Below are 14,090 nucleotides of genomic sequence, written 5' to 3' on the forward strand. Positions count from 1 at the left end.
AAGAGGTTTTCTAGTATGAGACGAACTAAAATATTAGCGACTCTAGGTCCAGCGAGCGAGTCAAGAGAAGTTCTTAAGGCTATGATAGAAGCTGGTGTTAACGCAGTAAGATGTAACTTTTCTCATGGTACAGCAGAAGAGCATAGAAAACGAGTAGAGCTTGTTAGAGAGTTGGCAAAAGAATTAGATACATATGTTGGTATTTTAGGAGATTTGCAAGGACCTAAAATTAGGCTATCTAAATTTAAAGATGGTTCTGTGATTATAAAAAAAGGACAGACTTTTACGTTAGATGCTAATTTGGGAGTTAATGAAGGTGATGAAAAAGCCGTTTCAATAGACTATAAAGAATTAGTTGATGACGTTCAACCAAAAGATATATTGCTTGTTGATGATGGAAAAATTGTTTTAGAAGTAACTACAGTTGAAAATAAAAAAGTTCATTGTAAAGTGATTGTTGGTGGAAAAGTTTCAAATAATAAAGGTATTAATAAAAAAGGTGGTGGATTGACAGCACCTGCTTTGACTGATAAAGATAAAGAAGATATTAAACTTGCAGCTATGCTTAAAGTTGATTTCTTAGCTGTTTCGTTTGTTAGAGATGGTGATGATATTAGATATGCTAGACAGCTTATTAATGATGCTGGTTGGAAGCCTGCTTTAGTAGCAAAAATTGAAAGAGCTGAAGCTGTAGAAAAAGAGAACCTTAAAGGTATTATTCAAGCTACAGATTTAGTAATGGTTGCGAGAGGCGATCTTGCTGTGGAAATAGGTGATGAAAATGTACCTGCTATACAAAAAATGATTATTAGTAAAGCAAGGCAGAATGAAAAAGCATCTATTACAGCAACTCAAATGATGGAGTCTATGATAGAGAACTCATCACCAACAAGAGCAGAAGCTTCTGATGTTGCAAATGCTGTTTTTGATGGAACTGATGCAGTAATGCTTTCTGCAGAGACAGCAGCTGGTCAATACCCTGTGGAAACTGTAGAGTCTATGGCAAGAATATGCGATGCTGCTGAACATAGTCAGTGGACACATATTGTTAAAAAGAATAGGGTGGCAGAGTATAATCGTATTGATCATGCAGTTTCTGTAGCTGCAGTGCATATTGCAAATGATATTTCAGCTAAAGCTTTGTTGGTTTTAACTGAAGGTGGAAACACTTCAAGATGGATGTCTAGGTTGAACTCTGACTTACCAATTTATGCGCTTTCAAGAAATGCACCGACTCTTGGAGCAATGACTCTATATAGAGGAGTTATTCCAATATTTTTTGATTCTACAAGAATGTCTAAACTGTATGTTAATAGATGTGCTTGTATGGAACTTGAAAAAAGAAACTTAGTAGCGGATGGAGATCCTGTAGTATTAACAAGTGGTGATAGTATGGGAGTGCATGGAAGCACTAACAAAATTAAAGTAATAATAGCTGGACACGTTAAATAAAATATTAAAGGAGAGTAAGATGGCTTTAGTTTCATTAAGGCAGTTGCTAGATCATGCTGCAGAGAACAATTACGGAATACCTGCATTTAATGTGAATAATCTAGAGCAGGTTAGAGCAGTTATGGAAGCGGCTGATAAGATTAATTCACCAGTAATTTTACAAGGTTCAGCTGGTGCAAGAAAATATGCTGGAGCACCTTTTATTAAACATTTAATTGAAGCAGCAGTGGAGGAGTATCCACATATTCCAGTATGTATGCACCAAGATCATGGTACATCTCCTGATGTTTGTCAAAGATCTATTCAATTAGGATTTTCATCTGTGATGATGGACGGATCTCTAATGAGTGATGGAAAAACTCCAGCGAGTTATGAATATAATGTTGAAGTAACAAAAAGAGCAGCAGAAATGGCTCATGCTTGTGGAGTGTCAGTTGAAGGGGAGCTTGGTTGTTTAGGTTCTTTAGAAACTGGGCAAGCAGGTGAGGAAGATGGAATTGGTGCTGAAGGGACATTATCTAAAGAGCAACTTCTAACAGACCCTGAAGAAGCAGCTGATTTTGTAAGAAAAACTAAGGTAGATGCTTTAGCTATTGCTATAGGAACAAGCCATGGTGCTTATAAGTTTACTAAGCCACCTACTGGAGATGTTTTATCAATTAAAAGAGTAAAAGAAATTCATGCAAGAATTCCAAACACTCATTTAGTAATGCATGGCTCTTCATCAGTTCCTCAAGATTGGCTAGAAGTTATTAATACTTATGGTGGAAATATGGGTGAAACTTATGGTGTGCCGGTTGAAGAGATTGTTGAGGCAATTAAGTACGGCGTAAGAAAAGTTAATATAGACACTGATTTAAGAATGGCGGCAACAGGCGCTATAAGAAGATTCTTGGCAGAGAATCCAGCAGAGTTTGATCCAAGAAAATATCTTGCAATATCTAAAAAAGCGATGAGTGAAATATGCGAAGCTAGATATATTGCATTTGGTTCAGCAGGCCAAGCATCTAAAATTAAACCAATTTCTTTAGAAAAAATGTTTCAAAGATATGAGACTGGTGAGCTAGATCCTCAAATAAAATAATCTTTCAAATTCTTTTTAAGTTTTATTCAACTTTATATTTTCTTTTTAATAGTATCGTTAAAGATATTATGGTGATTAATATTAAACTGACACCTATCCATGAGTTTGTGTTTAAGTTTTCATCATAGAATATTTCTCCCCACATTAATCCTACTGCAGAAGCAACTCCACCAACTAGAGAGTAGTAGATAGGTCCTGCAACTTTGATTAATATAAAAAGAATCACATAGCCAATACTTGATAATATTATTTCCAATAATATCAACCAGTCATTTATATTTAATGGAAAACTAATAGGGTGAAAGTGTCCTAAGCTTAATGTGATAGGTATGAGTATAATAGTTGATGTTGTAAGCATTCCTAAAGAGAGGCTTAGAAAATTACTAGGCAATGGTTTAAATGCTGCAATCCATACAGCACATAAAGCAAATGAGAAAGGTGCTACTAAAGCAATAATTGTCCAAGGGATGTTATTTATCTCCGGAAGATTTAAATTACTTAGTATAGTAAATAAAATTCCGATAAAACCAATTAGCACAAGGATAAATCTCTTTAAATCAAATCTTTCTAAAGAAAATAAAATGCTTAACGGAAAAATTATAATTGGCACAGTATTAATTAATACAGTTAATAAGCCAGAGGGAATATGTTGAGCACAAAAATACATAATAGTATTTGGAATGACAATTCCTAATATTCCACAAGCTAAATAATAATGAATGTATTTAGGCTTAATAGAAAAAGGAATCTTTGCCACAATTACTATAACTAATAAAGCAATCATTGGTCCTAATGATTGCCAGAAGCTATATCCAAGTGGATGAACTCCGTGAGTCATACAGAATCTAGCTATAGTATAGCCAGAGCCCCAAATAGTACCAAGAATAAGCAATAAAAGTATAGAGATAAAGTGTTTATTTGAATTTGTTTTCATTATTAAATCTCTATTATACTTTAGTTGAGTTTTAGGCTTTCCCAGATTTCATCGATTTTCTTTTTAACTTCTTCAGACATTTCGATTTTTTCTCCCCACTCTCTAGAAGTTTCTCCTGGCATTTTATTTGTTGCATCTAGACCCATTTTTGAGCCTAAGCCAGATATTGGAGAAGCAAAATCTAAATAATCTATAGGAGTATTATCAATTAGAGTGGTGTCACGGGTTGGGTCCATGCGTGTGGTTATGGCCCATATAACATCTTCCCAGCTACGTACATTTATATCATCATCTACAATGATAACAAATTTAGTGTACATAAATTGACGTAAATATGACCAAACTCCCATCATGACTCGTTTTGCATGTCCAGGATATTGTTTTTTAATACTAACAATAGCCATACGGTAAGAGCAACCTTCCGGAGGTAGATAGAAATCTATAATCTCAGGGAATTGTTTACGAATAATTGGAGTAAAAATTTCATTAAACGATACGCCTAATATAGCAGGCTCATCAGGTGGTCTACCTGTATATGTACTATGATAAATAGGGTTTTTACGATGAGTTATTTTTTCAACTGTAAAGACAGGAAACTCCTCAACTTCGTTATAGTATCCTGTGTGATCACCATAAGGGCCTTCAGGTGCAGTTTCATTACGATATATGAATCCTTCGAGTACTATTTCTGTATGAGCAGGCACTAGTAGATCACTAGTAAGAGCATTCGCAACTTCTGCTTTTTGCTTTTTTAATAGTCCAGCAAAAGCATATTCAGATAAAGTATCTGGAATGGGTGTTACAGCCGCTAAAGTAGTTGCTGGATCAGCACCAATAGCTACAGCTACAGGAAAGGGTTTATCTCCATGTTTTTTACACCATGCTTGATAATCTAAGGCACCACCACGATGATGTAACCATCTCATAATAAGTTTATTTTTACCTAAAAGTTGGAGCCTGTATATACCTAGGTTTAGTCTTTCTTTTCTTAAGCTGTTAGTTATAACTAGTCCCCATGTTATTAGAGGAGCAACATCCTTAGGCCAACAAACTTGAATTGGGAGACTGTGAAGATTTATATTATCTTTATCAATCACAACTTCTTGGCAAACAGGTTTTTTTACCACTTTGGGTGACATGTTGAGAACTTGTTTGAAGATAGGGAATTTATCTATAGCATCTTTAAACCCTTTAGGTGGTTCAGGTTCTTTTAAATATGCTAAAAGCTCTCCAAGTTCCTTTAATTCATCAACACTATCTAAGCCTAAAGCAATTGCAATTCTTTCAGGAGTTCCAAAAAGATTTGTCAATACAGGAATGTTTGAGCGATGATCAGGATTTGTAAATAGTAGAGCAGGACCCTTGCTTCTTAGGACACGATCAGAGATTTCAGTCATTTCTAAGAAGGGAGATATTTTTTGAGATATTTTCTTTAGATGATTATTCTCTTCAAGATATGTAATAAATTCTCTTAGATCTTTAAAAGATTTCATTTTATTTTAGATAGCGCCTCTTTTCATGATTTCAAAAAATTCTTCATTAGTTAAAGAAGATTTCATTTTTTCAGTTAAGAATTCCATAGCTTGTACATCTTCCATGCCACCAAGAATCTTACGTAGAATCCAAAGTTTTTGTAATTCATCTTGAGTTGTAAGTAACTCTTCTCTACGAGTACCAGATCTATCAAAACTAATAGCAGGGTATACACGACGTTCAGCAATTTTACGATCAAGGTGAAGCTCCATGTTACCAGTACCTTTAAACTCCTCAAAGATAACCTCATCCATTTTAGAACCAGTTTCAACAAGAGCTGTTGCAATGATTGTTAAGCTACCACCTTCAGCTGTATTTCTTGCTGCACCAAAGAATCTCTTAGGTTTTTGTAAAGCATTTGCTTCGACACCTCCAGAAAGTACTCTACCAGATGCAGGGGAAACAGTGTTATAAGCTCTCGCTAATCTTGTTATTGAGTCTAAAAGAATAACCACGTCTTGCTTATGTTCAACAAGTCTTTTTGCTTTTTCGATCACAATTTCAGCTAATTGGACGTGACGAGCAGCAGGTTCATCAAACGTAGATGCTACCACTTCACCCCTTACAGAGCGTTGCATTTCAGTTACTTCCTCTGGGCGCTCATCGATAAGTAGCATAATTAAGTTACATTCAGGATGGTTTTTAGCAATAGATGTTGCAATATTTTGCATCATAATAGTTTTACCAGTCTTTGGTGGAGCAACAATAAGTCCACGTTGACCTTTACCAAAAGGTGCTGCCAAATCGATAACCCTTGCAGTGATATCTTCACTAGAGCCATTACCTATTTCCATTTTTAGCCTTTCTTTAGCATATTCAGGAGTTAGGTTTTCAAATAAAATTTTCTTTCTAGCTTGTTCTGGAGAATCAAAGTTAACGCTATCAATGTGTTTAACTGCGAAATATTTTTCACTATCTCTTGGAGGGCGAATTTTACCAACAATGCTGTCACCAGTTCTTAAGTTTAATTTTCTGATAAAAGCAGGTGAGACATAAATATCATCGGGGCTAGCAAAGTATGAGCTATCAGACGATCTAAGAAATCCATAGCCATCTTGTAAGACTTCTAATATACCTTCACCGTAGATATCTTCACCATTATCAGCATAGTGCTTAAGTATAGAAAATATTAATTCTTGTTTTCTTGCTCTAAGTGATTCAAGATCAAGACCTTGAGCAATTTCCATAAGTTCGTTAACAGACTTGTACTTTAATTCATTAAGATTCATTGCTTGTTCTCTAGTAGTAGAAAATATTTGATGAAAGACTATAGATACTTATCGATCATAGCGATTAATTGAGTTTTTTGAACAACACCTACTTTTGTTTCAGCATTTTCTCCATTTTTAAAAAGCATTAAAGTTGGCACTCCACGAACGCCAAACTTCATAGCAGTTTCTTCATTCTCATCTATGTTAAGTTTGCAGATTTTTACTTTATCACCATAATGAGCAGCAACTTGATCTAATATTGGAGCAATCATTTTGCATGGTCCACACCAAGGAGCCCAAAAGTCTAATAACACAGGAGTTTTGCTTTCAATAACTTCGCTTATGAATTGATCATCAGAAATATCTACACATTTTGACATATTTTAATTTTCCTTATTTTATAATTCTTTGGTATATATTTTTAAAATTTTAGAAATAAAGTTTTTTATATATAAGTTTGATTGTTCAGTTCATTATCAAATGCAAGTCTACTGAACACTTTTAGCATCTAACTTTAAGGTCATATTACAATAAAAATGTTTTAAAATAAAATTTTTTAGCTATTTTAAGCTACTTTTTTGTAATATCATTGTTACTTAAATTATATTCGTGATTTAAAAATTAAAAAATGTCTAAGCGAATAGCTACAGTTGATCTTGGCTCTAACAGTTTTCATATGCTTATTTGTGAAATTTCTGATAGTGGTGAAGTAAACACTATTTACAAACAAAAAGAAAAAATACAGTTAAGAGCAGGGCTAAGTAAAGACTTAACTATAGATGATGAAACTCAAGCTAGAGCTATAGCATGCCTAGAGTCTTTTTCTAGAGAGATTAGAAACTATCAAGTTGAGTATGTAGAGGCTGTAGGTACATATACCTTACGAAAAGCTAGAAGGAATATTCGAGTTTTTAAGAAAAAGCTGAGTAAGGCTTTAGGAACTAAGATAAGAATAATATCTGGAAAAGAAGAAGCTAGGCTTGTGTATGTGGGAGCTAGACAAGCTTTAGATAATGTTATAACTACAAATAAAACACTTATAGTTGATATAGGTGGTGGATCTACTGAGATAGTGATTGGTAGAGGAGATTCAATACTGGCGTCAAGAAGTCTTGATGTTGGTTGTGTAGGTGTGCAAAATGACTTTTTTAGTGAAGGGAAATTAACATTTGATAATTTCTTTAAAGCAGTTGAAGAAACAAAGAAGCTTATAGAGCCGATCGTTAAAAAATATAAATATATAGGCTGGGATGTTGCTCTTGGTTCTTCTGGAACGATACAATCTGTTATAAAAATAAACTCAACGTTAAATAAGCAAGATAATGTAAATCAATTATTTTTAAATGATCTTATCACTAAAATGATAGCAAAAGAGTTAGTTCAAAATATTAGTTTTGATGGCTTGAGAGAAGATAGGGTGAATGTAATAGCTGGTGGCGTTGCAATTTTGTATGCTGTTTTTGATTCATTTGGAATAGTTTCTATGGAAAGATCGAAAGGGGCTGTTAGGGAAGGAGTTCTTTATGAAATTGTTAAGAAAAAATTTAAAAAGGTTTCATGAAAAACTATATACCTTTATCAGCGCGGATTAGACCGACTTCAATAAATGAAATAGTAGGGCAGAAACATCTTTTATCTCCTAATGGGATTCTTACAAAAATGCTTAATAGTGATGGCATTTTCTCTTTAGTGTTATGTGGGAAGCCAGGTACAGGTAAGACTACATTAGCAAGAATAATCGCAAAAAGTAAACAGTTAGCTTTTTTTGAGTTGTCAGCAGTTGATTCTGGAGTAAAAGAAGTAAGAAAGCTGATCTCAGAAAATGAAAAGTTAGATAGTTTTGTTTTATTTTTGGATGAGATTCATAGGTTTAATAAGTCTCAACAAGATCTGCTTTTACCATACATAGAAAGTGGTAAAATAATCCTTATTGGAGCTACTACAGAAAATCCAACTTATTATTTAAATGATGCTTTAGTTTCTCGACTTTTGATAGTAAGGCTTTATCCACTAAAGAAAGATGAAGTTAGAGAATTAATTGATCGAGTTTTAAAGAAAGATGATGAGTTGTCTTCTAAAAAAGTAAGCATACAAGAAGATCTATATAATTCTTTTTATAATTTTAGTGATGGTGACTGTCGCAAGATTATTAATCTTATTGAGCGAATGTATTTACTTTCTGATAAGAAAAATGAGATTGTTTTTGATGAAAAGTTATTTGATATAGCTATTGGTGATGTGGTGCGTGATTTTCATAGAGAAGGAAAGGAGTTTTATGAGCAACTTTCAGCGTTTCATAAGTCAATAAGAGGTACAGATCCGGATGCGGCTATATTTTGGTTAGCTTTGATGCTTGATAATGGTGTTGATCCTTTGGTAGTAGCAAGGAGAATGCTTTGTATTGCATCTGAAGATATTGGAAATGCTGATCCACAAGCTATAAGAATAGCAATTGATGCTTGGAATGCATATGAAAAATTAGGTTTGCCAGAAGGTAGGCTAGTATTAGCTCAAGCAGCAATATATCTAGCAGTGGCTCCTAAGAGTAACGCTAGTTATACGGCTTATAGTGATGCTTTGAGCATGGTTAAGTCATCACGTAATATAGAAGTGCCAAAACATTTAAAAAACTATAAAGATAGTAATTATCTTTATCCGCATGATTACCCTAACTCTTTTGTTAAACAAGAATATTTCCCGGATAATATTAAAGGAGAGTTCTATCAGCCTTCAGTAAATGGTTTTGAGTCTAAAATAAAGAGTAAGTTAGATAGTATTAAGAAGATAAAAAGTTCTGATTCAAATTAACTATGTTAAAAAAAAGTTTTATTATGCTATAATTCACGGCATAGTGTTATTTTTGTCAATATAAAAATATAAAATTAGGTTAAATGATGGTTCTAGAGAATTTATTACACCCTACAAATATCGTTATAGATAGTTATCAAGAAAATGCAACAAAGTTTTCATTTGAGGCTTTGGAAAGAGGTTTTGGTTATACATTAGGATATGCTCTTAAGCAAACTATGTTATACGCTTCAGAAGGTGCTTGCATAACTGCTATAAAAATAAATGATGGTAAAGTTACTTCTTACGAAGATGCAATTCCTTGTGAAGAGTGTGTTGCTGATATTATATTAAACTTGAAAGCTTTAGCTGTTACTTTAAACGATGTGGACAGTGGTACAATTAGCTTTTCAATAAATGGAGATGAGAGAGAAGTTCTTTCTGGAGAAGCTGAAACTTCTGAAGGAGTTGAGCTTTTAAATAAAGAACTATTTGTCTGTAATTATCTTGGAAGCAAAAAGCTTAGTATAGTAGCTAAAGTTGAAAAAGGTACAGGTTATAAAGCAACTGAAGAAAATTTTAAAGATGGAGAATTTCTTCTAGATGGAACTTTTTCTCCTGTAGTCTTTTGTGACTTTGATGTAACAGATGCTCGTGTTGGAAGAAGAACAGATTTAGATAGACTGCACTTAGATGTGAAAACAAATGGTGTTGTTTCTCCTGAAGAAGCTGTTAGACAGGCTGCTACAAAAATACAGAACCAACTTTCTGGTGTTGTTGATGTTGAGAATATTAATCAAAGTATTTTTGTTGAAGATCCAACAAAAGATTTAGATCCTATGTTATTAAAGCATGTTGAAGAGCTTAGTTTAACAGCTAGATCTTCTAACTGTTTAAAAGCTGTTAATATAAGATTTATTGGTGAGTTGGTTCAAAAAACTGAAACAGAACTTTTAAAAGCACCTAATTTTGGTAAAAAATCATTAAATGAAATAAAAGATAAATTAACAGAGCTTGGATTGTCTTTAGGCACATCTATAGATAATTGGCCTGAAAATTTATAAATAAAAAATAATAATTGACTGAAATTTAGTTATCAATTAGTATAACTATTCACAATATGCCGAAGTGGTGGAATTGGTAGACGCGCCGGATTCAAAATCCGGTTCTGGCAACAGAGTGTGGGTTCGATTCCCACCTTCGGCACCAAATAATGGTTTCATAAAGTCTCATAAGGTTCTACTAAAGCTCACTATTTATTTGTACGACTATTTGTACCACTGGATAATGAATTTTTTGGAAAACATGAGTAACTTTACTAAATACTTCTAGAGATTAATCAGAATGCATCAAGTTGTGCGTTTATTAACTTTGAAGTATGAAGTAACAAATGGCAACACTAACGGATATACAGATAAAGAAACTAAGACATAGTGGAAGAACTAAGGGAAATGAATTACAAATTGATATAGGTAATCTATAGGTTCTGTCGTAAACTGGCAGAGAAAAATATATATCCTATACCAACCAAAGAAAATACTATGTATGAAGGAAGTGTAGATGGTACCACACAGACTGCTACTAAACTAAGCTCATCTGAATTAGCCGATCTATGGTTGCCTAAAGAGAATCAATAAAAAATTAAAACTAGTATATAAAGTGTGAAAATACTAAAAGGCAATAAAACAATAGATCAAAGAGCTAGAGCAAAGCAATGAGGATTATTAGACTTTACAACACTTATTTGAATTAATATTGGCTATTTTTTTAATTTTTTAAAAAGTTTTTTACCCATATAAACTCCAATTTATTAGGTATTTAAAGTATATTTTATTAAATGCTTATCTCAACTATGAATAATCATTAAAGAATGTGATCTTAGTGGTGGCAAACTACCAACACAGACTTTCTTTAATGTCTCTGTACCCGATTTCTCATGATCAGCAACAATGTGCCAGAAACCGCTCTCCGGTTTTGGTAGTAAATCATTTATTTCATAACCATCAATTGTTGTAGCATTGTATATAATCACGATATCTTGCCAACTATCACCATTTGCATAATCTTTAAAGTGAGAAATAATTACACCAGATCTATTGTCATGATGAGCAGTAGTTATATTTAAGCATTTATCTATTATTCTTGGATCGCTTATTCTTAATGCTGGATGCTCTTTACGTAGTTTTATTAAGCCTTTTACATAATTAAAAAATGGTTTAAATGCTAATTTATCAGACCAGTGAAAAGCGTTGATTTCATCACCACTTCTATAGCTATTATGATCTCCCTGCTTTGTTCTAAGAAATTCAGCACCACCATGTATAAATGGTATTCCTTGCGCAGTTAAAATAATACCTAAAGCAAGAGCATTTTGCCTAACAAGTGTACTTTCAAAAATATTTTCTAAAATACCCCTTCGGTAAGAACCATCTTTTATGCTATTTTGCTGACTTTTTTCAATATGATCCCATAGTGTATAGTTATCGTGAGCATCTACATAGTTTATAGATTCTAGTGGCTTTGCAGTAAGTCCGTGAATGGAACCTTTTAGTCCATCAATAACTCTTCCGATGTTTAAAGAGTTGTGAGCATCACCATTGATAAAGCCATTTCCCGGATTATTATTTCCTCGTATTGCATCCCTAAAAAAATCATTAAAGATTGAGAAGTCTTGGTTTTTTTGTGTGCCTCTATGAGTTCCATTTGTTAAAGGAGAGTCTCCTCCTTTCCATGGTTCACCATAGATAATTATACGAGGATCAAACTCTTTGATCTTAGCTATTATACTTTTAATAGTATCTAAATCTATAAGTTCCATTAAATCAAAACGGATACCATCTATTTTATAGTTTTTAACCCAGTGCATTACAGAATCTTGAATGAATTTACTAACCATAGGGCGTTCTGTTGCTAGTTCATTACCACAGCCAGAACCGTTAGTGAATCTACCAAACTGATCAGTTCTAAAATAGTATTTTGGAATAATCTTATCTAAGTTAGTAGTATCTGTCATATGGTTGTAAACTACATCCATAATTACACCAATATTTTTTTGATGGAATCCTAGAATCATGCTTCGAGTCCCTATAATCCTTTGTAATGGATTATAAGGATCTATCGAGTAGCAACCGTCAGGGGCATTATAGTTCTTAGGATCATAGCCCCAGTTTCTATTATTTTTATCATTCGTTTTTGACTCATCTACTGAAGAAAAATCAAAGAATGGTAATAAATGTATATGAGTAACTCCTAATTCTACTAAGCTATCAACTCCGGTTGAGACTTTTTCTCCAGATTCCTCATTAGTGTAATATGCTCCAGAGTAAGAAGCTCCTAGAAACTTACCTCTTAGTTTTTCAGGAATTCCACTTTCTAAACTTATAGTAAAATCACGTAAATGAGTTTCATATATAATAGTATCTTCTTTATTCTCAAGTCTTGAATATTTATGCTCTTGCCATTGATTAGGCATTAGTGAGGGGCTATCTAAATTAACTAGAAAACCTTTTTCACCATTCACTCCCAATCCAACAGCATATGGATCGATAGCATAAGTTACTCTAGTATACTGCTTACCTCTTGGATCTAGATCATCAAAATATAAGCGATATAAATAATATTTGTTCTCATAATCAGCACTGTTAAGTTCTATGTGATGAGTTCCATATTTATTTTCTGGCTTTAGTTCAAAGGAAAAATCTGGCTGTTTTTTATTGGTTGTTAAGTCTTCATTATATAAAAGAACTTCAACTTTTTTTGCTGTTGGAGCCCAAAGCCTTAAAGATATTGTAGAGTCATTAAATGTTATCCCCATATCATTTTCTGGATAAAAGAATTTATCTAAATAATTTCTCATTAAGACTTTGGTTGGCAAAAATGTATTATTAGCTCGAATTTCTATCAAATCAGAGCCATTAATATTCTTTGGAAGGTTTGTAAATATTAGTTGTTGAGAGTTATATTTTATAATCAAATCAACATCATCAATTTTCTGAGAATTAATCCAAAGCTCAAAGAAGGTGCCAATTAAAGGAGTATCAGATAAGTGAGCCACAATTTTATCGGCTTCATCCATTACTGCGTATTTTATTCTAGGATTAGTTCTATTTATAACATCAATCAGCGACGTATAAATAATAGAGTCTCCATAGACAATATAGTAACTATCATTTTTGTCGGAGATATCAAAAGAGTTTGTTTGCTCAGCCCAGTCATTATGCCAATATAGACTCCAGAGTTTTTTTCTGGCGATTACATTTTCTTTTTGGCAAAGAGCATATAAGCCAAAATCACTTTTATTTGAAAAAGGAACGATTTGGGTGGTCTTATCTTCATTGAATGTCCATAAGTCCCAGCTGAAATTATCACCACTATATTCTTGATCTTTTTTAACAAAATGAATTAAGCTACCATCTCTATTTTCTTTCACTATTTTAAAATTTCTTTGAGCTGTGAAAGTGGGATTAGCTTTACTGAAACATGTTAAGGTAATTTCAGATAAATCATTTAGATTTGAATCTGTGGAAAGCTTATTATCGGAGATTTGAATATGTGGATTTTTAGGTGAAATATCCCATTCAACATCTATTATATTTTTACGTTTAGTAACTGATTCTGTTATAGCAACTAAGTCTAAGGTAAATCCAGGAGTAATAAAATCTTCTGAGGCTTTTATTTCTAGTTTCTCACTAGCAATAAGCCAGTTAAAACTTAGTGGAATAAAAGTTCTATCATTAATTGAAACTTTATATTCATTTCCTTCCAAGTCAACAAGTATAAATGTATATTGGTTAGTTCCTGGGATGAGATTCTCAATTGAAAAAATATCTTTAGTTAACCATAAGCTACCGTCATCATTATCAGTAGTCCAAGTAAGTTTTAGATCTTCTTGTTTTTGCCAGTCATTAAATTTACCAACTACATATGCGTTTAAGAATCCGGTTGCTTGGATTCTAAATCTTATACTACTTGTTTCAAAGTCTAGACTAATGTCGTGAGCAATATTAATTGGTCTAAAATTTCCAGACTTACTATCTTGAATCCATATATTTTGATTTGCTGTTTGCATAAAAATACTAAATCTCTATTT

Annotated in this window: 10 protein-coding genes and 1 tRNA gene; 6 read left to right on the forward strand and 5 right to left on the reverse strand. The window is 33.0% G+C overall.

Annotation, left to right across the window (positions count from 1 at the left end; translation table 11 throughout):
- Positions 1 to 15 precede the first annotated feature (15 nt).
- Both pyk and fba read left to right on the forward strand, forming a co-directional pair.
- Positions 16 to 1,452, forward strand: a complete 1,437-nt coding sequence (gene pyk, locus KX01_RS04770; RefSeq protein ID WP_071663899.1) for a pyruvate kinase — start codon at positions 16 to 18, stop codon at positions 1,450 to 1,452.
- Positions 1,453 to 1,471: 19 nt separating this feature from the next.
- A complete protein-coding gene (gene fba, locus KX01_RS04775; protein WP_071663900.1) occupies positions 1,472 to 2,536 on the forward strand; it encodes a class II fructose-bisphosphate aldolase in 1,065 nt (354 codons plus the stop codon).
- Between the two features lie 22 nt (positions 2,537 to 2,558).
- Here the strand turns inward: fba and KX01_RS04780 are convergent, their stop codons facing one another.
- From KX01_RS04780 to trxA, 4 genes are read right to left on the reverse strand one after another with little or no spacing between them, the layout of a single operon-like run.
- Positions 2,559 to 3,470, reverse strand: a complete 912-nt coding sequence (locus tag KX01_RS04780) for a DMT family transporter (RefSeq protein ID WP_071663901.1) — start codon at positions 3,468 to 3,470, stop codon at positions 2,559 to 2,561.
- A 20-nt stretch (positions 3,471 to 3,490) separates the two neighbouring features.
- The gene (gene ubiD, locus KX01_RS04785; protein WP_071663902.1) at positions 3,491 to 4,963 is read right to left on the reverse strand and encodes a 4-hydroxy-3-polyprenylbenzoate decarboxylase; all 1,473 of its coding nucleotides are present in this window, start codon (positions 4,961 to 4,963) and stop codon (positions 3,491 to 3,493) included.
- 6 nt (positions 4,964 to 4,969) lie between these two features.
- Positions 4,970 to 6,232, reverse strand: a complete 1,263-nt coding sequence (gene rho, locus KX01_RS04790; RefSeq protein WP_071663903.1) for a transcription termination factor Rho — start codon at positions 6,230 to 6,232, stop codon at positions 4,970 to 4,972.
- A gap of 38 nt (positions 6,233 to 6,270) precedes the next feature.
- Positions 6,271 to 6,594, reverse strand: coding sequence for a thioredoxin (gene trxA / locus KX01_RS04795; protein WP_071663904.1), 324 nt, complete (start codon positions 6,592 to 6,594; stop codon positions 6,271 to 6,273).
- A 248-nt stretch (positions 6,595 to 6,842) separates the two neighbouring features.
- Between trxA and KX01_RS04800 the strand changes: the two genes are divergently transcribed.
- From KX01_RS04800 to KX01_RS04815, 4 genes are all read left to right on the forward strand, one after another.
- Entirely contained in the window at positions 6,843 to 7,775 is a 933-nt protein-coding gene (locus KX01_RS04800; RefSeq protein WP_071663905.1) for a Ppx/GppA phosphatase family protein, read from the forward strand.
- Positions 7,772 to 9,022, forward strand: coding sequence for a replication-associated recombination protein A (locus KX01_RS04805; protein ID WP_071663906.1), 1,251 nt, complete (start codon positions 7,772 to 7,774; stop codon positions 9,020 to 9,022). The genes KX01_RS04800 and KX01_RS04805 overlap by 4 nt, the downstream gene beginning before the upstream one ends.
- Before the next feature lie 86 nt (positions 9,023 to 9,108).
- A complete protein-coding gene (locus KX01_RS04810) occupies positions 9,109 to 10,065 on the forward strand; it encodes a DNA-directed RNA polymerase subunit alpha (RefSeq protein ID WP_071663907.1) in 957 nt (318 codons plus the stop codon).
- Positions 10,066 to 10,123: 58 nt separating this feature from the next.
- A tRNA-Leu gene (locus KX01_RS04815) sits at positions 10,124 to 10,210 on the forward strand.
- 637 nt (positions 10,211 to 10,847) lie between these two features.
- On the opposite strand, the gene pulA is transcribed toward KX01_RS04815, so the two are convergent.
- Positions 10,848 to 14,069 carry a type I pullulanase gene (gene pulA / locus KX01_RS04820; RefSeq protein ID WP_071663908.1) on the reverse strand — a complete coding sequence of 1,074 codons (3,222 nt, stop codon included), beginning with the start codon at positions 14,067 to 14,069 and terminating at the stop codon, positions 10,848 to 10,850.
- Positions 14,070 to 14,090 lie beyond the last annotated feature (21 nt).

Source organism: Francisella frigiditurris (assembly GCF_001880225.1).
Classification (GTDB): domain Bacteria; phylum Pseudomonadota; class Gammaproteobacteria; order Francisellales; family Francisellaceae; genus Francisella; species Francisella frigiditurris.